The 21614-nt window shown below is 36.4% G+C and carries 38 protein-coding genes; 1 reads left to right on the plus strand and 37 read right to left on the minus strand.

Annotated features, from left to right (window positions below):
• Positions 1-10: 10 nt before the first annotated feature.
• The 4 genes from CBP76_RS10585 to CBP76_RS10600 all read right to left on the minus strand — a co-directional run bounded on the left by CBP76_RS10585 (position 11) and on the right by CBP76_RS10600 (position 3012).
• Complete coding sequence (locus CBP76_RS10585; protein ID WP_102196843.1) at positions 11-850, minus strand: aldo/keto reductase; 840 nt, start codon at positions 848-850, stop codon at positions 11-13.
• Positions 851-948: 98 nt separating this feature from the next.
• Positions 949-1440 carry a macro domain-containing protein gene (locus CBP76_RS10590; RefSeq protein ID WP_102196844.1) on the minus strand — a complete coding sequence of 164 codons (492 nt, stop codon included), beginning with the start codon at positions 1438-1440 and terminating at the stop codon, positions 949-951.
• Positions 1441-1451: 11 nt separating this feature from the next.
• Positions 1452-2273, minus strand: a complete 822-nt coding sequence (locus CBP76_RS10595; RefSeq protein WP_102196845.1) for a Cof-type HAD-IIB family hydrolase — start codon at positions 2271-2273, stop codon at positions 1452-1454.
• On the minus strand, positions 2257-3012 hold the full coding sequence (locus CBP76_RS10600; protein ID WP_102196846.1) for a DeoR/GlpR family DNA-binding transcription regulator: 756 nt from the start codon (positions 3010-3012) through the stop codon (positions 2257-2259). Before CBP76_RS10600 ends, CBP76_RS10595 begins: the two co-directional genes overlap by 17 nt.
• Before the next feature lie 181 nt (positions 3013-3193).
• Here CBP76_RS10600 and CBP76_RS10605 point away from each other — a divergent pair, with 181 nt between their 5' ends.
• Positions 3194-4297, plus strand: a complete 1104-nt coding sequence (locus tag CBP76_RS10605; protein ID WP_102196847.1) for a YdcF family protein — start codon at positions 3194-3196, stop codon at positions 4295-4297.
• Positions 4298-4344: 47 nt separating this feature from the next.
• On the opposite strand, the gene CBP76_RS10610 is transcribed toward CBP76_RS10605, so the two are convergent.
• The 33 genes from CBP76_RS10610 to rplB form a co-directional block, all read right to left on the minus strand.
• The gene (locus CBP76_RS10610; RefSeq protein ID WP_102196848.1) at positions 4345-4806 is read right to left on the minus strand and encodes a phage tail protein; all 462 of its coding nucleotides are present in this window, start codon (positions 4804-4806) and stop codon (positions 4345-4347) included.
• Positions 4807-4866: 60 nt separating this feature from the next.
• Positions 4867-5370: a GNAT family N-acetyltransferase gene (locus tag CBP76_RS10615; RefSeq protein ID WP_102196849.1), complete on the minus strand. Its 504-nt coding sequence runs from the start codon at positions 5368-5370 to the stop codon at positions 4867-4869.
• Positions 5371-5461: 91 nt separating this feature from the next.
• Positions 5462-5854, minus strand: coding sequence for a 30S ribosomal protein S9 (rpsI, locus tag CBP76_RS10620; RefSeq protein WP_102196850.1), 393 nt, complete (start codon positions 5852-5854; stop codon positions 5462-5464).
• Positions 5855-5867: 13 nt separating this feature from the next.
• Positions 5868-6311 carry a 50S ribosomal protein L13 gene (gene rplM / locus CBP76_RS10625; protein ID WP_102196851.1) on the minus strand — a complete coding sequence of 148 codons (444 nt, stop codon included), beginning with the start codon at positions 6309-6311 and terminating at the stop codon, positions 5868-5870.
• A 126-nt stretch (positions 6312-6437) separates the two neighbouring features.
• A complete protein-coding gene (gene truA / locus CBP76_RS10630) occupies positions 6438-7184 on the minus strand; it encodes a tRNA pseudouridine(38-40) synthase TruA (protein ID WP_102196852.1) in 747 nt (248 codons plus the stop codon).
• 3 nt (positions 7185-7187) lie between these two features.
• On the minus strand, positions 7188-7985 hold the full coding sequence (locus tag CBP76_RS10635) for an energy-coupling factor transporter transmembrane component T family protein (protein WP_102196853.1): 798 nt from the start codon (positions 7983-7985) through the stop codon (positions 7188-7190).
• Positions 7986-8840, minus strand: coding sequence for an energy-coupling factor ABC transporter ATP-binding protein (locus tag CBP76_RS10640; RefSeq protein WP_102196854.1), 855 nt, complete (start codon positions 8838-8840; stop codon positions 7986-7988). It lies immediately after the preceding gene.
• Positions 8816-9649 (minus strand): energy-coupling factor ABC transporter ATP-binding protein, encoded by an 834-nt coding sequence (locus CBP76_RS10645; protein WP_102196855.1) that lies wholly within the window; start codon positions 9647-9649, stop codon positions 8816-8818. The genes CBP76_RS10640 and CBP76_RS10645 overlap by 25 nt, the downstream gene beginning before the upstream one ends.
• Positions 9650-9839: 190 nt before the next feature.
• Positions 9840-10220, minus strand: a complete 381-nt coding sequence (gene rplQ, locus CBP76_RS10650; protein ID WP_102196856.1) for a 50S ribosomal protein L17 — start codon at positions 10218-10220, stop codon at positions 9840-9842.
• Positions 10221-10250: 30 nt separating this feature from the next.
• Complete coding sequence (locus CBP76_RS10655) at positions 10251-11189, minus strand: DNA-directed RNA polymerase subunit alpha (protein ID WP_102196857.1); 939 nt, start codon at positions 11187-11189, stop codon at positions 10251-10253.
• Between the two features lie 63 nt (positions 11190-11252).
• Positions 11253-11639: a 30S ribosomal protein S11 gene (gene rpsK / locus CBP76_RS10660; protein WP_041501351.1), complete on the minus strand. Its 387-nt coding sequence runs from the start codon at positions 11637-11639 to the stop codon at positions 11253-11255.
• Positions 11640-11660: 21 nt separating this feature from the next.
• Positions 11661-12026, minus strand: a complete 366-nt coding sequence (rpsM, locus tag CBP76_RS10665; protein ID WP_057891234.1) for a 30S ribosomal protein S13 — start codon at positions 12024-12026, stop codon at positions 11661-11663.
• 22 nt (positions 12027-12048) lie between these two features.
• The gene (gene rpmJ / locus CBP76_RS10670; RefSeq protein WP_010018546.1) at positions 12049-12165 is read right to left on the minus strand and encodes a 50S ribosomal protein L36; all 117 of its coding nucleotides are present in this window, start codon (positions 12163-12165) and stop codon (positions 12049-12051) included.
• Between the two features lie 32 nt (positions 12166-12197).
• Complete coding sequence (infA, locus tag CBP76_RS10675; protein ID WP_010018544.1) at positions 12198-12416, minus strand: translation initiation factor IF-1; 219 nt, start codon at positions 12414-12416, stop codon at positions 12198-12200.
• A gap of 95 nt (positions 12417-12511) precedes the next feature.
• On the minus strand, positions 12512-13165 hold the full coding sequence (locus tag CBP76_RS10680; protein WP_102196858.1) for an adenylate kinase: 654 nt from the start codon (positions 13163-13165) through the stop codon (positions 12512-12514).
• Between the two features lie 14 nt (positions 13166-13179).
• Positions 13180-14475 carry a preprotein translocase subunit SecY gene (gene secY, locus CBP76_RS10685; RefSeq protein WP_102196859.1) on the minus strand — a complete coding sequence of 432 codons (1296 nt, stop codon included), beginning with the start codon at positions 14473-14475 and terminating at the stop codon, positions 13180-13182.
• Positions 14475-14915: a 50S ribosomal protein L15 gene (gene rplO, locus CBP76_RS10690; RefSeq protein WP_102196860.1), complete on the minus strand. Its 441-nt coding sequence runs from the start codon at positions 14913-14915 to the stop codon at positions 14475-14477. The genes secY and rplO overlap by 1 nt, the downstream gene beginning before the upstream one ends.
• A gap of 30 nt (positions 14916-14945) precedes the next feature.
• Positions 14946-15131, minus strand: coding sequence for a 50S ribosomal protein L30 (gene rpmD, locus CBP76_RS10695; RefSeq protein WP_102196861.1), 186 nt, complete (start codon positions 15129-15131; stop codon positions 14946-14948).
• 17 nt (positions 15132-15148) lie between these two features.
• Positions 15149-15649, minus strand: coding sequence for a 30S ribosomal protein S5 (rpsE, locus tag CBP76_RS10700; RefSeq protein ID WP_102196862.1), 501 nt, complete (start codon positions 15647-15649; stop codon positions 15149-15151).
• 18 nt (positions 15650-15667) lie between these two features.
• Entirely contained in the window at positions 15668-16033 is a 366-nt protein-coding gene (rplR, locus tag CBP76_RS10705; protein ID WP_281258479.1) for a 50S ribosomal protein L18, read from the minus strand.
• Between the two features lie 19 nt (positions 16034-16052).
• The gene (gene rplF, locus CBP76_RS10710) at positions 16053-16583 is read right to left on the minus strand and encodes a 50S ribosomal protein L6 (protein ID WP_102196864.1); all 531 of its coding nucleotides are present in this window, start codon (positions 16581-16583) and stop codon (positions 16053-16055) included.
• Between the two features lie 30 nt (positions 16584-16613).
• A complete protein-coding gene (gene rpsH / locus CBP76_RS10715) occupies positions 16614-17012 on the minus strand; it encodes a 30S ribosomal protein S8 (protein WP_102196865.1) in 399 nt (132 codons plus the stop codon).
• Between the two features lie 30 nt (positions 17013-17042).
• Entirely contained in the window at positions 17043-17228 is a 186-nt protein-coding gene (locus CBP76_RS10720; RefSeq protein WP_057881438.1) for a type Z 30S ribosomal protein S14, read from the minus strand.
• A gap of 17 nt (positions 17229-17245) precedes the next feature.
• Entirely contained in the window at positions 17246-17788 is a 543-nt protein-coding gene (gene rplE, locus CBP76_RS10725; RefSeq protein ID WP_102196866.1) for a 50S ribosomal protein L5, read from the minus strand.
• 16 nt (positions 17789-17804) lie between these two features.
• The gene (gene rplX, locus CBP76_RS10730) at positions 17805-18047 is read right to left on the minus strand and encodes a 50S ribosomal protein L24 (RefSeq protein ID WP_102196867.1); all 243 of its coding nucleotides are present in this window, start codon (positions 18045-18047) and stop codon (positions 17805-17807) included.
• Positions 18048-18079: 32 nt separating this feature from the next.
• Positions 18080-18448, minus strand: a complete 369-nt coding sequence (gene rplN / locus CBP76_RS10735; RefSeq protein WP_025084417.1) for a 50S ribosomal protein L14 — start codon at positions 18446-18448, stop codon at positions 18080-18082.
• A 29-nt stretch (positions 18449-18477) separates the two neighbouring features.
• Positions 18478-18753 (minus strand): 30S ribosomal protein S17, encoded by a 276-nt coding sequence (rpsQ, locus tag CBP76_RS10740; protein WP_102196868.1) that lies wholly within the window; start codon positions 18751-18753, stop codon positions 18478-18480.
• Positions 18754-18775: 22 nt separating this feature from the next.
• Positions 18776-18970 carry a 50S ribosomal protein L29 gene (gene rpmC, locus CBP76_RS10745; RefSeq protein WP_010018524.1) on the minus strand — a complete coding sequence of 65 codons (195 nt, stop codon included), beginning with the start codon at positions 18968-18970 and terminating at the stop codon, positions 18776-18778.
• Positions 18960-19391: a 50S ribosomal protein L16 gene (gene rplP / locus CBP76_RS10750; RefSeq protein ID WP_102196869.1), complete on the minus strand. Its 432-nt coding sequence runs from the start codon at positions 19389-19391 to the stop codon at positions 18960-18962. The genes rpmC and rplP overlap by 11 nt, the downstream gene beginning before the upstream one ends.
• Before the next feature lie 3 nt (positions 19392-19394).
• A complete protein-coding gene (gene rpsC, locus CBP76_RS10755; RefSeq protein WP_102196870.1) occupies positions 19395-20069 on the minus strand; it encodes a 30S ribosomal protein S3 in 675 nt (224 codons plus the stop codon).
• Positions 20070-20081: 12 nt separating this feature from the next.
• The gene (rplV, locus tag CBP76_RS10760) at positions 20082-20435 is read right to left on the minus strand and encodes a 50S ribosomal protein L22 (protein ID WP_102196871.1); all 354 of its coding nucleotides are present in this window, start codon (positions 20433-20435) and stop codon (positions 20082-20084) included.
• 17 nt (positions 20436-20452) lie between these two features.
• The gene (gene rpsS / locus CBP76_RS10765; RefSeq protein ID WP_041501334.1) at positions 20453-20734 is read right to left on the minus strand and encodes a 30S ribosomal protein S19; all 282 of its coding nucleotides are present in this window, start codon (positions 20732-20734) and stop codon (positions 20453-20455) included.
• A gap of 34 nt (positions 20735-20768) precedes the next feature.
• Positions 20769-21602: a 50S ribosomal protein L2 gene (gene rplB / locus CBP76_RS10770; protein ID WP_102196872.1), complete on the minus strand. Its 834-nt coding sequence runs from the start codon at positions 21600-21602 to the stop codon at positions 20769-20771.
• Positions 21603-21614: the final 12 nt, after the last annotated feature.

A 21614-nucleotide genomic window follows, 5' to 3' on the forward strand; every position in this document is an offset into this window, starting at 1 on the left:
GACAATCCTCCTAAAAATCAAATTCATCTGGGTTTGGTCCCACACGTAAATCCTCATTCATATTATCGATTGTAGTCATATCAATCTGATCTAAATTAAAGTCGAATACATCAGCATTACTTTGCATATGGTCGGGATGTACAGACTTAACAACTAATAAAACGTCTCTTTGAATATCCCAACGCAAAATCACTTGTGCAACTGACTTATGATACTTATCAGCAATTTTTTGTAACGTAGTATTTTTCAAAATCTTACCTTGCATCAATGGAGACCACGCCTGAATTTTAATACCGTGTTTAGCGCCATAGTCGCGTAATTGTGTTTGATTTAATTTTGGATGTGATTCAACCTGATTTAAAACTGGTATTACTTTAGCAAAACTAGCCAATTCTTCTAAATGGTGAATTTGGAAATTGGATACGCCAATAGCTTTTATTTTGCCAGTTTCATAGAGATGCTCCAAAGCCAAATATGAATCCTTAAATGAGTTATCGCCAGGCCAGTGAATTAGATATAGATCTAGGTAATCAAGGCCCAATTTATAAAGACTGTCGTTGAATTCAGCAATTGTTTCGTCATACGTTAAATGATTATTCCAAACTTTTGAAGTAATAAATAAATCTTCACGTTTTAAATTATTTTCTTTCAATCCACGGCGAATTCCTTCACCTGTCCCTGCTTCGTTGCCATAAACTTGGGCCGTATCAATTAAACGATATCCTTGTTTAATACCATTTGCTACAACCTCAGCTGTCTTCTCATCAGGAATTTGGAAAACTCCCAAACCTAAACCAGGAATCTTAGTTCCATTATTCAATTCAATTCGATCACTAAGTGAGTTAATCATTATTTTCTCCTTATTAATTAATTCGTATAACTAATATAATTCGAATTGATTGATTTGAATAGTATGTACTTTTTAGTGTTATAGGTACTTTTTTGTACCTATAACATCCTCAGCAATTTGTTTAGTATTAGAATCAAAACTACTAAGTAGATGATCATATCTAAATTCATTTCTTTAATAACATCAATTACAATATCTATGGCCTCTTTCAAAGGATATCCATAAATTCCCGAGCTTATGAAAGGCATAGCAATTGATTTAACATTTAAATTTTTAGCTATTAATAAACTATTCTTATAAGTTGATTGTAAAAGCTCTTTTTCATCATGCTTTCCATCGTTATATCTCGGTCCAACAGCATGGATAACATAATCAGCATTAAGATTATAAGCCGAAGTATAAACTGCCGTCCCGGTTCTTGTTCCGCCTATTTTGAGCATAGCTTGTTTTAACTTTGGACCAGCTTGTCGATTCAAAGCACCATCAACTCCACCACCAGGAATCAAACTGCTGTTAGCGGCATTTACAATTACATCAACATGAAATGATAAATTTGAAATATCATCTTTAATAATGGAAATCTTTTTCATATTATCCTTCTTTATCTCAAAACATACTTTTTAATCGCTTTAGATACACCATTCTTATTATTATCCTCTGTAATAGCATCCGCAAAGTCTTTAACATCAGTAGGCGCATTCTCCATTGCAACACCCAGTCCAGCAATTTTTAACATTGGAATATCGTTATAATTGTCGCCCAAGGTCATCGTTTGGTCGAGTGATAAATTATAAGTACTAGTCAATTCTCGCAAAGCCTTTTCTTTTGAAACCTGACTATTGGTAATTTCTAAATAGTTTGGTTTCGACAAATAAAATGAACTATCATCATAGTTTGATCTCTCTAAATCATTTAACAACACCGAGATTTCGTCTGGTTCACTTACTAAAAGAATCTTGTGGACTGGATTATTTTCGATCAATTTATCAAAATCAGTTAATATTGGTGTCAAATTAGTTATCTCTGATTCAATTTTGACCCATTTATCAAGATTTTCAGCATACCAATCAGAACCTGAATATAGATTTATCGAAACATTATTATATTTATCATGAACTGTTTTTATAATACGTTTGACCTCTTCTACATTTAATTCATGACTCAAGATTTTCGAATATTCATCATTTTGTAGATCCTTAATAACCAAAGCGCCGTTATAACATGCAATCGGATTATTCAATACACCTAATTCTTTAGCTATTGGTAACATGCCCTTAGGGGATCTTGCAGAAGCCAAGACAAAAGGGATATCCTTATTTTTTAATTCCTTTACAGTCTGTTTTAAATCACTGTCAACTTCATTATTATCATTTAAAATTGTTCCATCAATATCACTCAAAATTAATTTAATAACCATTATCATCACTCCCGTATTTAACATCAATCATGGAAAGAATTCTTGAACCAGGCTTTTGATCTGTTATCAATAAATCAAAATCATTTAGATTCCCTATAGTATAAGTAGCTTCTTTTGAAAATTTAGATTCTTCAGCCAAAATGATTTTCCTTTTAGCGTTCTTTAAAACTAATTGTTTAAGATATGCATCTGTTTGATCTTCAAAACTAACTTGTCCATTTTTCAAACCTGCTGCCCCAATAAATGCAACATCAAATTTAATATTATTCAAAATCTCAGCTTCATTTAAAGAATAAAAGAAACGATTTTTTATAAAAAACTTGCCACCTAACAAATGTAAGGAAATATTATCTTTACTACTTAGCATAATAGAGTTATCTAAAGAGTGAGTATAAATAGTAGCTTTAGCATCCAATATTTGAGCTAATTTTAAGACAATTGTTGAAACATCAAAAAAATAAGTTCCATCAGTTTGAATATAATTGTTAGCAATTTCCGCAATTTGTTTTTTAGAAATCGTAAAGGAATCTAATCTATCATTGAAAGACGAGATTTTTTTATCTGTCTCCAATTGCATAACTCCTCCGTGAATTCGTTTGACTTTGCCTTCATTGGATAATTTACTAAAATCACGTCTTACTGTATCTCTAGAGACACCGAAATGTTCTATCATCTTTTCAGTTGTTAGAACCTCGTTCTCCTGCAACAACTTCAATATTTCCTCTAATCTTTGCTCTTGATACAATCTTTCCACCTCCTAGAAAGATTGTAACATTTTTTAAGCTTTTGTAAGTAAACATAAGTATTAGTAATGCATTAATTTTTTATAACCATTTTAGTAAAACGATCCCCTTGGCTATGATAAAATTAATATGATTATTTTTTGAGGGAAATAATATTATATTTTGTTAAAGAGAGGTGATTTTATGAATGAAATTACTCCTTATATGCATGATGCACAGCATGTTTCACTTTATTTGGGATTAATTACTGTCGCACTGTTAGGAATATTTTTATTTACTTGGCTTAAAGAACCTCGAAGATTAATAAATGGTATTACTTTTACTATCTTCTTCATTTTCTTTTTGACTGAACTAGCTGTTCTAATTTTCAGTACTGGCAATCCACACTTTATTTTTATAATGGGAATGCTATTTATATTAATTATGGTCATTATTGCCTTAATAATGATCTTTATGTGGGCTTTATTACTCTGGAATGCCTTCTTAGTTTGGAAACGGGAAAGTCATACACTTTCCAATATGTTGACATTATTTCTAGCTATCTTTTTAATTGCCTTATGGTTTATCAATATCTTCATGGCAGATAAAGCCAAATTTTTACCTAATTGGTTTAATACTCTGATCTCTGGATTACCATTTATTGGAATATACCTAGGTATTTGTTCTTACAATTTTTTAGTTAACGTTTTTCTTTATCAATTTGTGCCAAAACGATACAAAGCTAATTACTTAATAGTTTTAGGCGCTGGTTTAATCAATGGTGATACAGTTTCAAAATTACTAGGTAATCGAATTGAAGCAGCCCTTAGATTTGCCAATAAACAAATCAAAAAGGGACGTCCTGCGCCAAAAATTATTTTCTCTGGTGGTCAAGGACCTGACGAAAAACTTTCGGAAGCCAAAGCAATGGCAGACTATGCAATCGCACATGGTTGGGATAAGAATCTAGTTATTTTAGAAGATAAATCTCGCAACACCTTACAGAATATGCAATTTTCAAAAGACATGATTCAAGCAGATTATGGTAATAAAGGTGCCTACATTAAGTTCTTTAGTAATAACTATCATATCTTTCGAGCTGGTTTATATGCCCGTATGGCCGGAATTACTGCCAACGGAATCGGTGCATCTACTAGATTGTACTTTCTACCAAATGCACTTATTCGTGAATTTGTAGCAGTATTATTAATGAATAAAAAACGTCATATGATCTTCATCGGATTAATTATACTAATGACTTTATTATTAGTTGCTGTTACGGTTTATACCGATATCATGGCAAAATAAAAATAACTTCACAAATGGAAGAAATTCCACTCTGTGAAGTTATTTTTTTAGTAATTACCCTTAATAACAAAATAAGTACCTCGAATTATACCGGCTAAACTTGATCGTTGACGAACAAATTTAAACTTGCCTTCAAACTCTTCAGGAACATCCATCCCTTCAGTCAACTTGAAACCAACTGCTCTTTTCCCATTAGGATCTAAACTATATAGAATATTGACCTCAAGACCGTTCTCATAAAATACATGTGACCAACGGGTGTTTTCCACAACAAAATCACTAACCTCTAATGGTTTATAGGGAAACTCCATATCACGTTCCTTTAGTATTGTTTCAATTCGATTCAAGATCTCTGGATTTTCATCTGCAGGCATAGTTACGAATTCATGCCGATACTTATTACGAAAATAACGTGCTTCATTAGCTCTCAATCCAGCTAACTTATCAGCAACTGGCGAACTCTCCAAACCAATCGTTGAAACCTTTTTAAAGTCTACTTTATATGCCATATTTATTAAAAATTCTCTCTCCTTAAGATTCATTTCTAATATACCATATGTCATTTAGTTTTAAAGTTTCTTTTCCATTACAACAACAGTATAACCTGGCACTGCAACCTCGCGGCCATCTTTAATAAAACCATTCTTCAATAAGAAGCGTTCACTCTGCGAATTTCCTTTAGCATAAGCCAATTCGATTCGTTTAAATCCAGCAACCTTAATTCCATCCGAAATATCATTAATAATATCAGACCCGATTCCTTTGCCTTGAGACGTTGCATCCACCATAAAGAAACCAATCCAGGCACTTTCATCATCTGGATATCCCATAATTAAATCTAAAATGGCAATTAACTTAGTATCATCAAAGAAACCTAGATAATATTTATCATCCAAACTCTTATTGGCGGGAACAACTTTCATATCTTCCAAAATCGAATGTCTAGTTGCTTGAGGTGGACAATAGGCAAAATACGTAGGATTGCTTTGAACTAACTCAAAAGCCCTATTAACATCACTAGTTGTTAACTTTCTTACTTGATAATTTGTTGATAAGTTTTTTATTTTTAACATTTATACACACCCTTTGTTGATAAAATATGATAACAAAAAAACATCTCTCACACAGAGAGATGTTTTTGAATCAAAACTGGAAATATAAATATTAACGTTTTGAGAATTGTGAAGCCTTACGGGCTTTCTTAAGACCTGGTTTCTTACGTTCCTTCATACGAGGGTCACGTGTTAAGAAGCCGGCTGACTTAAGTGTAGGTCTGAAATCAGGGTCTACATCAAGTAGGGCTCTTGCAATACCATGTCTAATTGCTCCAGCTTGTCCTGAGAAGCCACCACCGTTAACGTTAGCAATAACGTCATAGTTTTCTGCTGTTTCAGTAACATCTAGAGGTTGTTTCATATCAGCAATCAAATTGTCAAAAGGAATGTAATCTTTGACATCACGTTTGTTGATAGTAATCTTTCCGTTTCCGGGTACTAGGCGTACACGAGCAACTGAGTCCTTGCGACGACCTGTTCCGGCGTATGATACTTGTGCCAAATTCTTTTCCTCCTTAAATTAGTTTGTTGATATCCAACATTTCTGGATTTTGTGCTTGGTGTTTGTGATCAGAACCTGCATATACATGCAACTTTTTGATTTCTTGACGACCAAGAGTGTTCTTAGGTAACATACCGCGAATAGAATCTTCAACGAATCTTTCAGGCTTTGTAGCTTGTTTTTCGCCAGCACTAATACTCTTCAACCCACCTGGGTGATCTGAATGAGAATAGTAAATCTTATTCTTTGCTTTTTTACCTGTTAATCTAACTTTATCTGCATTGATGACAATAACATTATCACCTGTATCAACGTTAGGTGTGTAAGTTGGTTTGTTCTTACCTCTAAGAATAGAAGCAACAACTGATGAAAGTCTACCTAAGACAACATCTTCACCATCTATAACATACCATTTACGTTCAACTTCACTTGCTTTTGCTAATGGTGTTGTACGCACTTTAATTTCCTCCAGTTTCTACGTCTGTTTGACAACCTAATAAGTTTCCGGGGCTTATCGTGGGGCAAACAATACCAGTTACAATAATACTGTGATTTACATTGTAAGTCAATATTTATCCACAGATTATTCATAAAAAACTTCTTTTAAATATAGCCCACTTGCAGGAGCGGTTCCTCTTGCCTCTTGTCGGTCTTTTACCTCAAATAATCTCAAGAAATCATGTACATCCCTGCGCCCATTTCCAATCTCTAACAGAGTAGCAACCAAAATTCTAACCATATTATATAGGAAGCCATTGCCTGTAAATTCGAAAACTAATTCGTCATTGTTTTTATTATACACACATGTAGCAGAATAGATAGTCCTAACTTTATTTTCAATCACACCACCTGAGGCAGCAAAACTAGTAAAATCATGCTCTCCTACTAAATCCTTCAAAGCAATTTGAATTTTATCCACAACCAATGCATAAGGATAATGACCTGTGTAAAACCTTTTGAATGGATCAGTATAATGTCCACAATCTACCCGATACTGATAAGTTTTTTTCTTCACACCGAATCGAGCATGAAAAGCTTCATCAACTATGACAGAATCCTTCACAATGACATCCAAAGGCATTAATGAATTAACAGCTCTTAACATATTCTCGGCCGACATTTCTCCGGGATAATCAAAGTGGATAACTTGACCAAAAGCATGTACACCCGCATCAGTTCTTCCAGAACCGACTACATCGATTTGTTTCCCTTTGGTCATTTTAGAAAGAGCCTTTTCTAAAACCCCCTGAACAGTTCGTAGTTCATTTTGACGCTGAAATCCGTGAAACTTTGTTCCATCATAGGCGATGGTTAACTTGTATCTTGTCATAAATTAATAACTCCGTAAAAATAATAGAATAATCGTCAAACCTATCATAAAAATAATCGTTAAATTATCTCGTCTAGCCCAACTCAACACACGATATTTACTTCTTCCTTCACCATCTTTATAGCCACGAGATTCCATCGCAATTGCCAGATCATAAGCAATCGAAAAGCTACTAACAAATAAGGGAATTAGAATTGGTACAAATGATTTAATTCGCTTAATCAATCCGCCTTCTCCAAAATCAACCCCACGAGCACGTTGTGCATCCATAATTTTGGTAGTCTCATCAACTAATAAAGGAACAAATCTTAACGCAATCGACAACATCAAAGCTACCTGTGTAACTGGGAAATTAATTCTTTTTAACGGCTTCAAAATGCTCTCGATTGAATCGGAAATCTCAATTGGGGTCGTCGTCAACGTTAATAACGTCGAAATAAAAATAATCAAAATGAATCTCATAAAGATATATGCTGAAATAACCATTCCTTCTTTAGACAAAGTGAATATTCCCCAATGCCAAATAGGATTATTACTAGGCGTAAATAATAGCTGTAAAATAACTGTAAATAAAATTAACCAAAAGACGGGCTTTAATCCCTTAATAAAGAACCCAAAGTTAATCTTTGATAGATAGACCGCAAATAAAACGAAAGCCAACAAAAGCGCATAAGAAGCCACATTATTAGCAAAGAAAACTATTCCTACAAAGTAAAATGTTAATAAGAATTTGCCACGAGGGTCCAAATGATAAATCAGTGAATCCCCAGGTAAATATCTTCCCAAAATTATTTTATCCATTTAATCACCATTTAACTGTTGTTTAATTTCAGTTCCTAATTCATCAATTGTAATCGGTAATTTAGAAAAACTAAATCCCTTTTGCGATAACTTTTTAGCAAATTCTGCACTCTTTGGCAAGGTTAACAAGTCATTCTTTAATAAGTCATTGTTGTTAAAAATGTCTTTAGGTAAACCATTGGCAATTAGTTTTCCACTGTGGATAACTGCTACATCATCCGCATAATTTGCTACATCATCCATGTTATGCGTTATCAAGACAATTGTTTTTCCATTTTTCTGCAATCCTTTAAACATATCCATAATTTCTTGACGACCCACCGGATCTAACCCTGCAGTTGGTTCATCTAAAATAATAGTTTCCGGATCACTAGCCAAAACTCCTGCAATAGCTACTCGACGCATCTGACCACCTGACAAGTCAAATGGTGACTTGCTCAAATAGGATTCATCCAATCCGACCATTTGAATCATCTTTTGAGCGGACTCTTTAGCTTGATCTTCTGTAGCGCCAAAATTAATTGGTCCAAACATAATATCTTTTTCCACAGTCTCTTCAAATAACTGGCTCTCAGGAAACTGAAAAACCATCCCTACTTGTTTACGCAATGATTTCAAATTCTTATTACTGGTCTCTGAGTCAATAACACGACTACCAATTTTAACGATTCCTGATGTAGGTTTTAATAAAGCATTGATGTGGCGAACTAAAGTTGACTTCCCAGATCCAGTTTGACCAACAATAGCCGTAAATAATCCATCCTTAATAGTCAAGGAAACATCATCTAATCCCAAACTAGCAGTAGGACCATCGGCATTATATGAGTGTGTTACATGTTCGAATGTAATTTCCATAATTGTTCCTTCAGTTCTCTCCCACTAAGATAGCCTTCAGGCAATTTTACAGACTCTCTTAGTGTTGACATTAATTTACTTGAAAATGGCTCCTCAAGCCCATAATTAGTTAATTCAGGCCCCAAATCATATATCTCTTCTGGTTTGCCATCTTTAACAATCTGACCATCATTCAAAACAACAATTCTTTGTGATAATTCTGTCTCTTCAATATCATGCGTTATTGAGATAATGGTTAAATCTTGTTGTTCTCGCAATTGTTCAACTAGATTCAACACCGTCTTGCGGCCATCAGGGTCTAACATACTGGTTGACTCATCCATAATGATAATTTGAGGTCTAGTTGCCAAAACTCCTGCAATAGCCACTCGCTGTTTCTGACCACCTGACAATGACTGTGGATCACGCTTTTTAAATTCTGACATTTTTACTAATTCAAGCGCATGATCAACTGCTATAATCATCTGTTCTCGGGGCATGCCTTGATTCTCTAACCCAAAGGCTACATCGTCCTCAACAGTGGCACCAACAAATTGATGATCCGGGTTCTGGAAAATAATACCAATTTTTTTCCGTGCATCCCAAATATTATCTTCATTTATTTCCTGACCATCAACTGCAATGGTTCCAGAGCTTGCTTCTATTAACCCATCGATCAACTTTGTCAAAGTAGATTTTCCACTACCATTCTTACCAACAATAGACAACCATTCATTTTTATAGATATCTAGCGAAAGGTCATTTATTGCTGGAGTTTTAGCTTCCGGATAAGTGTAATTTAAATTTTTGATTGAAATGATTTTTTCCAAAAGTTGTCTCCTCAAAACTGTGTTATCTATATAATAACAAATTTGAGCAAAAAAAAATCATTCGACAAATTAGTGTTCCCAAATCATGGGAATCTCAGAGATAGACTTAGCTGTATAATACAACCATCATCTTAACACTCACTAATTCATCAGAATGACTGATTTTTTATTTATTAATAAACAATTATTATTAAACTAATTCAATAATAACCATTGGAGCAGCATCTCCACGGCGTGGAGTTGTCTTCAAAATACGTGTGTATCCACCATTACGTTCTTTGTAACGAGGTGCAATATCACTGAAAAGTTTTTGAAGAGCTGATTGAACAACAACTGCGTCATCTTCTTCTGTAATGTTAGCAACTTCGTTTCTAACATAAGCAGCAGCTTGGCGACGAGCATGCAAATCTCCGCGTTTACCTAAGGTTATCATTTTTTCTGTTGTACGACTGATTTCTTTAGCACGAGTTTCAGTTGTAACAATATGTTCATTAATGAGTAAATCAGTAGTTAAATCGCGTAACATTGCTTTTCTTTGTGAACTGTTACGTCCTAATTTGCGGTAGCCCATGTCTATACCTCCTGTTTGAATTTGATATTATTAGTCTTCTTGCTTCAATGATAATCCAAGATCAGCAAGCTTTTCTTTTACCTCAACAAGTGATTTACGTCCAAGATTACGGACACGCATCATATCTGCTTCGGATTTTTCAGTAAGCTCTTGCACAGTATTAATACCGGCACGCTTCAAACAATTATATGAACGAACTGACAAATCAAGTTCTTCAATAGTCATTTCAAGTTTCTTTTCTTTTTGAGTTTCCTCTTTTTCGATCATCATATCAGCACTCTTAGCTTCTTCAGTAAGATTTACAAAACTGTTTAGATGTTCTGTAAGAATCTTAGCTGACAAACTAATAGCTTCGCGTGGTCCAATTGAACCATTTGTCCAGATATCGATTGTTAATTTGTCGAAGTCGTTTCTCTTACCCACACGAGTGTTTTCAACTTGATAGTTAACTTTTTCTACAGGTGTAAAAATTGAGTCAACTGGAAGAACACCAATAGGTGTTTCGTCCGTCTTATTTTGTTCTGCAGGAGTATATCCACGACCATTTTTTATTGTCATTTGCATGTGGAAGTGTCCACCCTCAGCAACAGTACAAATAAATTGTTCTGGATCGAGGATTTCCAAGTCATCATCAGCCTTGATATCTTTAGCTGTAACAGTTGCGGGACCAACAATATCGATCTCAGCTTTTAAACTGTCTTCAGCATAAGACTTAAGCTTTAATTTTTTGACGTTAAGCACAATTTGTGTAACATCTTCAATTACGCCATCAACAGCTGAAAATTCATGCAATACACCGTCTATTTGAATATCAGATACCGCTGTACCTGGCAATGATGCTAATAAAACTCTACGTAATGAATTACCTAAAGTTGTACCATAACCTCTTTCAAGCGGTTCGATAATATATTTACCATAACTACTATTTTCTTCAACAGAAGTAATAGCTGGCTTTTCAAATTCGATCATTCGGTTAGTTCCCCTTTCAAAACGAAATGTGTGTAGCTTAGTTCATATGGGTATACAACCATTCTATACACGACGACGCTTTGGAGGACGAGAACCATTATGAGGAACTGGTGTAACATCACGAATAGCAGTAATTTCCAAACCAGTAGCTTGTAGTGAACGGATTGCAGCTTCACGACCAGATCCTGGACCTTTAACAGCTACTTCGACTGTTTTCATACCATGTTCCATTGATTCTTTAGCAGCTGCTTCTCCAGCCATTTGTGCGGCAAATGGTGTTGATTTACGACTACCCTTGAATCCTAGTGCACCTGCTGATGACCATGAAACGGCATTACCGTTAACATCAGTGATCATAACAAGTGTGTTATTGAAAGTTGAGTGGATATGTGCAACACCAGCTTCAATATGCTTCTTAGTACGGCGCTTACGACCTTTACTTTGTGCCATGATTAACCTCCTATCTTATTATTACTTCTTCTTACCTGCAATGGTAGTCTTCTTACCCTTACGAGTTCTTGCGTTATTCTTTGTGTTTTGTCCACGAACTGGCAACCCACGACGATGTCTCATACCACGATATGAGCCAATTTCTTGTAGTCTCTTGATGTTCATACTTACTTCACGACGTAAGTCACCTTCGACACGAACTTTATCAACTTCTGCACGAATTTTATCTTCTTGATCAGGAGTTAAGTCTCTTGTACGAATATCCTCTGATACGCCAGCATCTTTAAGTACTTTTTGAGCTGTTGTTTCGCCAATACCAAAAATGTATGTTAGGGCGATAACGATTCTCTTATCACGAGGTAAATCTACACCTGCTATACGAGCCATTAATCAATACACCTCCTATTAATTATCCTTGTCTTTGTTTGTGCTTTGGATCTGCAGAGCAAATAACCATGACGCGACCGCGTCTCTTAATTACCTTACAGTGTTCGCACATAGGTTTAACGGATGGTCTTACTTTCATATTGTGGAACCTCCATTCCATTAAAAAACTTATTATCTATATCTATATGTAATTCTTCCCTTGGTTAAATCATAAGGGGATAATTCCACGGTAACCTTGTCACCGGGTAAAATTCTAATGTAGTGCATACGGATTTTACCTGATACATGGGCTAGAACTGTAGCTCCATTTTCAAGCTTTACCTTAAACATCGCATTAGGCAATGTTTCTGAAATTGTACCTTCTACTTCAATGACATCTTCTTTTGCCAAAGATATTAACCTCCATACGGGATGAAATTATTCTGCATATACTGGCGAATTATACAATAATTTTCCGTACATGTAAACATTCAAAGCAAAAAGTCTTACAGACTTTGTAAAACTTTCTTTACTTCGTTATAAACTTCATCTATTTCCTGTTCACCATTGATCTTATGTAACAAGTTTAACTTGTCATAGAAGTCAATTAGTGGTGTATTCATTTCAATATTAACTTTCAATCTATTCTTAACAGTTTCAGGTTTATCGTCCTCACGTTGATAGAACTCATGTCCGCCACAGACGTCACATGTTCCTTCTACCTTAGTAGGATTGTAAATTTTATGATAAGTTGCTCCACAATTAGAACAAATATATCTTCCAGATAAACGATCAACTAATGTTTCAGGCTTTACATCGATATAGATGACAGCATCTATCGGTTTGTTTACATTCTTTGCAATTGTCTGTAAAGCGTTAGCCTGTTCAAGAGTTCTCGGAAATCCATCTAACATATATCCATCTTTTTGAACATCATCTTCAGCTAAACGTTCTTCGACGATAGCTTCGGTAACATCATCCGGAACAAGTTCACCTTTATCAATGAACCCTTTAGCCTTTAGACCAACTTCTGTCTTGTTAGCCATGGCTGCTCTAAACATGTCACCAGTTGAAATATGAACAACTTTAAAATCTTCAACAATCTTTTCTGCTTGAGTACCTTTACCAGCACCAGGCAATCCCATCAATACAATATTCATTGTCACATCTCCAATTATCTAATAAATCCAACGTATTCACGCTTCATCAAAAGACCACGTAATTGACGATCCATTTCCAAAGCAACACCAACGATAATCAATAAACTCGTACCACCTAATCCGATAGATTGAGGTAAATTGAATAGGTTAGCTGCCAACAATGGAAGTAATGAAACCAAACCTAGGAACGCAGCTCCGACGGTTGATAGTCTCATTAACACACCTGACATGAACTTGATTGTTTCATTACCAGGCCAAACTCCAGGGATATAAGCCCCTTGTTTTTGTAGGTTTTCTGCAAGCTTCTCAGGATTTACTTGAACAAATGCATAGAAGAATGTAAATAATACAATCAACAATGTATAAATAATAGAACCTGTTGTAGTCTGCATACTGAATATTTCTGTTAATACTTGATACCATTGATCTCCACTGTGATTTGCTTGGAACGCCATCAAAATAGTTTGAGGTGTAACAATAAATGAACTTGCGAAGATAACAGGAATAACACCAGCAACGTTAACCTTCAATGGTAGAAAACTTTCACTACCACTACCAGCTGCACGTCTTGTATATTGAATAGGAATCCTTCTATTGGCTTGTTGAACGTATGTAACAAACTGGACAACAATCAAAACAAGAATTACCAGACCCACAAGGAATCCAATATTCTTAGCAAGATCTGCAGAACTAGCATTAGTAATATAATCACGGTAAATTTGTTGTAGTCCGTTAGGGAACCTAGCAATAATACCAGCGAAAATAATTACTGAAACTCCATTACCCAAACCTTTATCAGTGATTTGTTCACCGATCCAAGTAAGAAGCATTGTACCACCCGTTAAAATGATACCAATGGTAACGAAAGCTCGCATATTAGGAGATTTAACTAATCCTAAACCACTTAATTGGTTAAAACCGGCAGTAATACCGATTGACTGAACAAAACCTAAAACAATCGTCAAATATCTCGTTACTTGATTTAACTTTCTACGACCAACTTCACCTTGTTTACTCCACTCTACAAACTTAGGAACAATGTCCATTTGTAGAAGTTGAACGACAATTTGGGCCGTGATGAATGGTGAAACACCCATTGAGAAAATAGAGTAGTTTGAAAGACCACCACCAGTTACAGTATCCAATAAAGGAACCAAGCCGGTAGAACCAACCTTATCCATTGCCGCAGCATTAACACCGGGCACGGTAATTTGGGATCCCAAACGATATATAACAAGTAACATCAAGGTAAATAGAATCTTCTTACGAATTTCTTTTACCTTTAGAGCATCTCTGATAGTTCTAAGCATTAGATCACCTCTACAGTGCCACCAGCGGCTTCGATTGCTTTAACAGCTGCAGCTGAACTCTTAGCAACTTTAACAGTTAACTTAGCACTAACCTCACCGTTAGCAAGCAACTTAACACCATTATATTCTTTCTTGATAACGCCTGCTGCTTTCAATGTTTCAACATTAACTTCAGCACCGTCATTAAACTTACTTAAATCACTTAGGTTTACAATAGCATATTCCTTGCGGTTGATGTTATTGAATCCACGTTTTGGCATACGACGGAACAAAGGCATTTGTCCACCTTCAAAACCAATACGTGTCTTACCACCTGATCTAGCCAATTGACCTTTTTGACCACGACCAGCAGTTTTACCTGTACCACTTGAAGTACCACGACCTAGACGCTTTCTTGAGTGTCTTGAGCCTGCACTTGGCTTAAGTTCGTTTAGTTCCATTATTGCACCTCCTAATCTTTTATAATTTTATTAATCTTTAACTTCTTCAACGCTAACTAAATGAGCGATTTTCAATACAGCACCACGAATAGCAGGATCATCCGGCTTAACAACTGAACTTGAAACTCTTCCAAGACCAAGTTCTTTTACGACTTTACGTTGAGCAGGAAGGCGGTGAGCTGCACTTCTAGTTAGGGTAATTCTAAGTTTAGCCATAATTACACACCTTTCTTCTAGTTAAGCAATTCTTGGGCTGAGATTCCGCGCATTTCAGAAACGCTTTCGGCAGTCTTAAGTTGTTTTAGTCCTTCGATTGTTGCACGAATTACGTTGATTGGAGTGTTTCTTCCAAGTGATTTACTTGTAACATCACCAACACCTGATAATTCAATAACGGCACGAACAGCACCACCAGCAGCAATACCAGAACCTTCTTCAGCAGGTTTCAACATGATCTTACCGGCACCAAAGTTACCAATAACTTCATGAGGAATTGTTGAGCCAACCATAGGAACGGCAATAAGGTTCTTCTTAGCATCTTCAACAGCTTTACGAATAGCTTCAGGAACTTCTTGAGCTTTACCAGTACCGAAACCTACGTGACCATTCTTGTCACCAACGATTACGATAGCAGCAAAACGTAGACGGCGTCCACCTTTAACAACCTTAGTAACACGGTTGATTGAGACAACGCGATCTTCTAATTCTAATTGAGATGGATCGATATATGTCATAAATTTGGTTTCCTCCTTCTAGAATTGTAGCCCATTTTCACGAGCTGCTTCAGCAAGACTTTGAATACGTCCGTGATATAGATAACCACCACGATCAAAGATTACATTGCTAATTTTTGCTTCTTGAGCTCTTTGTGCAATCAATGCACCAACAGCTTCAGCTTGTTCAACTTTTGAACCGTCTTTAACTTCTTTATCAAGAGTTGAGGCACTTGCTAGCGTTACACCCTTTACGTCATCAATAATTTGAGCGTAAATGTTTTTATTCGAACGGAATACGTTTAAGCGTGGGCGCTCAGCAGTACCAGAGATTTTGGCACGGATACGTTTTTGACGCTTTTGACGTGCTTTGTTTTTGTCTGGTTTTGTAATCACAATTTTCACCTCATAGATTTATTTAAAACTATTTACCAGTCTTACCTTCCTTACGACGTACATATTCGCCAACATAACGAATACCTTTACCTTTATAAGGTTCTGGAGAACGTACATCGCGGATTTCAGCAGCAAATTGACCAACTTTTTGCTTTGAAATACCTAAAACGTTGATTTCTGTATTTGAAGGTGATTCGATCTTGATACCTTCTGGTGCGTCCATAACAACTGGATGTGAGTAACCAACTGAAAGAGTTAGTGTGTCACCTTTAACTTGTGCACGGTAACCAACACCACGTAGTTCAAGTTTCTTTTCGTAACCTTCTGTAACACCAATAATCATGTTGTTAAGGTTTGAACGCATTGTTCCGTGAAGAGCTTTGTCGTTATCACTTTCACGTGTGAACTTAGCTTCGTTACCTTCGATAGTCAACTTGATTTTTGAATTGAATTCTCTTGTTAATTCACCCTTAGGGCCTTTAACAGTAATGTTTTCATCTTTTTGAGTAACTTCAACACCTGCAGGTATTTCAATTACTTTATAACCGATACGACTCAAATTAGTGCACCTCCTTACTTTATAAGTTTATTACCAGATATAAGCGATTACTTCTCCACCTACGTGTTGAGCGCGGGCTTCTTTGTCAGTAATAACACCTTTTGAAGTTGATAAAATAGCGATACCTAATCCGTTAAGAACCTTTGGTACGTTATCTGAGTCAACATAACTACGTAAACCTGGTCTTGAAATACGTTTCAAGCCTGAGATAACGCGTTGTTGATCTTTACCATACTTTAAGAAAATACGAAGCACGTTTTGTTTGTTATCTTCGATAACTTCGTAATCCTTGATAAATCCTTCATTCTTAAGAATCTCTGTCATGCTCTTCTTGATGTTTGAAGCAGGAATTTCTAGAGATTCATGTTTAACCATGTTTGCATTACGAATACGTGTTAGGTAATCTGCAATAGGATCTGTCATGACCATTTGATTTGCCTCCTTTTTTTATTAAAAATCTTACCAGCTAGCTTTTTTCATACCAGGGATTTGACCTTCATGAGCCAATTGACGAAGGCAAAGTCGGCAAAGCTTGAATTTACGATATACAGAATGTGGACGACCACAGCGTTCGCAACGTGTATAAGCTTGTGAAGAATACTTTGCGGGTCTATGATTACGTACGATTTGAGATTTCTTAGCCAATGAATTTACCTCCTAATTTATTTAGCGAATGGCATACCGATTTGTGATAACAATTCACGTGATTCTTCATCTGAGTTAGCTGTTGTAACAATAACGATGTCCAATCCACGAATTTTGTTAACCTTATCGTAGTCAATTTCTGGGAAAACCAATTGTTCTTTAACACCTAGTGTATAGTTACCACGACCATCGAATGAACGTGTACTTACACCACGGAAATCACGAACACGTGGTAGAGCAATGTTGATTAGTTTGTCAAGGAAGTCATACATACGATCACCACGTAGTGTAACCTTAGCACCGATTGACATACCTTCACGAAGTCTGAAACCAGCGATTGATTTCTTAGCTTTTGTGATCAAAGGTTTTTGACCAGCAATCAAACCTAATTCTTCAACAGCTTCGTCAAGATTCTTTGAGTTAGCAATAGCATCACCAACACCCATGTTAAGAACGATCTTGTCGACCTTAGGTGTTTCCATAATTGATGAATAGTTAAATTTCTTCATCATTGATGGTGTAATTTCGCTAACGTACTTTTCTTTTAATGCGTTAACCATTTAGTTTTCTCCTTTCTTATTTATCTTCTTTATCAGTTGTCTTACTTACAACTTTAACGTTAGTTGCGCTAATAGCTCTTTCAACATCAACAATTCCACCTTGGGGTTGAGAATTGCTTGGCTTAGAGTGTTTCTTTACAACGTTAACGCCTTCGACGATAACTTTGTTAGCAGAAGGAATAGCTTTTTTAACTACACCTGTCTTGCCTTTAGCTTCACCAGCAATAACTTTGACATTGTCTCCAGTTTTTACAAACACTATTCAGCACCTCCTGAATTTAATTGTTCTTTTTATAGCACTTCTGGTGCTAGGGATACGATCTTCATAAAATCGTTATCACGTAGTTCACGAGCAACGGGTCCGAAGATACGTGTTCCTCTAGGTGTTTTATCAGCATTAATAATAACTGCGGCGTTTTCATCAAATCTGATGTAAGAACCATCTGTACGGTGAGCACCTGATACAGTTCTTACAATAACAGCTTTAACAACGTCACCCTTTTTAACAACGCCACCTGGTGTTGCTTGTTTAACAGTAGCAACGATAATATCACCGATATTAGCTGTTTTACGGTTTGAACCACCAAGAACTTTAATAGTTAGAATTTCACGAGCTCCAGAATTATCTGCAACTTTTAGACGACTTTCTTGTTGAATCACGTTTTGGCCCTCCTCTCATCAGTTATAGTCTAGATTGTGACTGCTTTTTCGACGATTTCTAATAAACGGAAGCGCTTTGTCTTTGACAAAGGTCGAGTTTCCATGATACGTACAATATCGTTAACTTTTGCTTCGTTGTTATCGTCTTGAACGTAATACTTCTTAGAATATCTAACACGTTTTCCATAAACTGGATGTTGTTTTGTAGTTTCAACAACAACAACGATTGTTTGATCCATCTTATCTGAAACAACGCGTCCTTGATATACTTTACGACGGTTACGAGTCTCTTGTGTTTCGCTCAACTTGATGTCCCCTTCCTGTTTATTATTTTTCGTTATTCTTTTGATTTTGAGCTGTTCTTAATCTTGCAATGTTTTTTCTTACAGCCTTTAAACGAGCTGTATTTTCCAATTGGCCTGTGGCTTGTTGGAAACGCAAGTTGAATAGTTCTTCTTTATATTCTTTAACTTTATCTTGCAATTGAGCAGCAGTTAGCTCTTTGATTTCACTAGCCTTCATCAGCGCCACCTACTTCCTCACGTTTTACAAACTTAGTTCTAACGGGTAGTTTGTGTGATGCAAGTCTCAAAGCTTCACGAGCAGTCTCTTCAGAAACGCCACCGATTTCAAACAAAATCTTTTCGCGTTTAACTGGAGCTACCCAACCAGCTGGAGCACCTTTACCATTACCCATACGAACACCAACACCCTTAGCAGTGTATGATTTATGAGGGAAGATTTTAATCCAAACCTTACCACCACGCTTCATGTAACGAGTCATAGCAACACGGGCTGCTTCAATTTGTCTGTTTGTGATCCAGCTTGAGTCAAGTGCTCTCAAACCATATTCACCAAATGTAACTTCTTTGCCACCTTTAGCTTCTCCGCGCATCTTACCACGGAATTCACGACGGTGTTTTACACGTTTTGGTACTAGCATAGATTATTCTCCCTTCTCTTCAGAATTTTGGTCATTATGTTGTGGCTTTGCAGGAAGAACTTCACCACGATAAATCCAAGTTTTAACACCTAAATTACCATAAGTTGTCTTTGCTTCAACCCAAGCATAATCGATATCAGCACGTAATGTGTGCAAAGGAACAGTTCCTTCTGTATGCCATTCACGACGAGCCATGTCGGCACCGTTTAAACGACCTGAAATTTGTACCTTGATACCTTTAGCACCTGCACGTCTTGTACGTTGAACTGCTTGACGTTGTGCACGTCTGAAAGCAATACGAGCTTCAAGTTGACGGGCGATACTTTCACCAACAAGTTTTGCATCTAAATCAGGTTTCTTGATTTCGATGATGTTGATGTGAATGTTTCTGTTAGTTAAACTATTTAGTTCATTACGTAATTTTTCAACTTCAGAACCACCTTTACCGATAACCATACCTGGTTTAGCAGTATGAATTGAAACAGTAACGTTCTTAGCAGTACGTTCGATTTCGATTCTTGATACAGAAGCATTTGAAAGTTTGTCTTCAATATACTTACGAATCTTAAGGTCTTCATGTAAAAATGTTGAAAAGTCTTTATTGTTTGCATACCATTTGGCATCCCAGTCACGGATAACACCGACACGGAATCCGACTGGATTAATCTTTTGACCCACTAAAGTTACCTCCTATTCTTTTTCACTTACTACAACAGTAATGTGACTAGTTCTCTTGTTAATTGGTGATGCTGAACCTTTAGCTCTAGGACGGAAACGTTTTAGAGTTGGTCCTTCGTCAACGAAAGCTTCACTGACGTATAAGTTTTGTGCATCTAAATCAAAGTTATGTTCTGCGTTTGCAATTGCTGACTTAAGAGCTTTAGCAATAATTGGAGAGCCTGCTCTTGGTGTGAATTGCAAAATTGCAAGTGCCTCAGCAGCTTGCTTGCCTCTGATCAAGTCAATAACAAGGCGAGCCTTACGAGGTGCAATACGCACATTAGTAACTCTAGCTGTTGCAGATGTAATTTCTTGTTCTGCCATCATTTAAGTCTCCCTTCTTATTTCTTAACTGTCTTCTTGTCATCAGTAGCATGACCATGGAAAGTACGTGTAGGTACGAATTCGCCTAATTTGTGTCCAACCATATCTTCTTGGATATAAACTGGAACATGCTTACGACCATCATGAACTGCGATTGTGTATCCTACAAAACTAGGAAAAATTGTTGAACGTCTTGACCATGTTTTGATAACTGACTTTTTGTCAGAATCAGCTTGTGCATCGATCTTCTTTAGAAGGTGTGCATCAGCGAATGGTCCTTTTTTTAAACTACGACTCATCTTATGTCCTCCTTATATTATTCTAATGAATAGTTTACTTACCTTTTCTATGACGAACGATAAGCTTTTCAGATTTGGCATGAGTTGAACGAGTTTTCTTACCAAGAGTCTTCTTACCCCATGGTGACATTGGAGATGGATGACCGATAGGAGCTTTACCTTCACCACCACCGTGTGGGTGATCGTTAGGGTTCATAACTGATCCACGAACTGTAGGTCTCATACCTAACCAGCGCTTACGACCAGCTTTACCAATCTTAATAAGTTCATGTTGTTCATTACCAATAGCACCGATACTTGCACGGCAAGTTGAAAGAACCAAACGAACTTCACCAGAAGGTAAACGTAAGATTGAGTACTTACCATCTCTACCAAGCAATTGGATTGATGTACCAGCTGAACGGCCGATTTGACCACCCTTGCCAGGTTTCAATTCAACGTTATGAATTGTTGTACCAACAGGAATATCAGCAAGTGCAAGTGTGTTACCTGGTTTGATATCTGCATCTTTACCAGATTCGATAACTTGTCCTACTTCAAGACCCTTAGGAGCTAAGATGTATGATTTAACACCATCTGAATAGTGAATAAGTGCAATATTAGCAGTACGGTTAGGATCATATTCGATTGACTTAACTGTAGCTTTAACACCGTCTTTGATACGTTTGAAATCAATAACACGGTATTTTTGTTTGTGTCCACCACCACGGTGACGCACTGTAATATGACCATATGAATTACGACCAGCAGTATGGCTTTGTGATTCTAGAAGTGTCTTTTCAGGAGTTGTTTTAGTAATCTCTGAAAAGTCTGAACCTGTCATATTACGACGACCGTTTGTGGTTGGTTTATACTTGATAATCGCCATTATTTGACCTCC

The sequence above is a fragment of the Companilactobacillus nuruki genome (assembly GCF_002872255.1).
Taxonomy (GTDB): Bacteria; Bacillota; Bacilli; order Lactobacillales; family Lactobacillaceae; genus Companilactobacillus; species Companilactobacillus nuruki.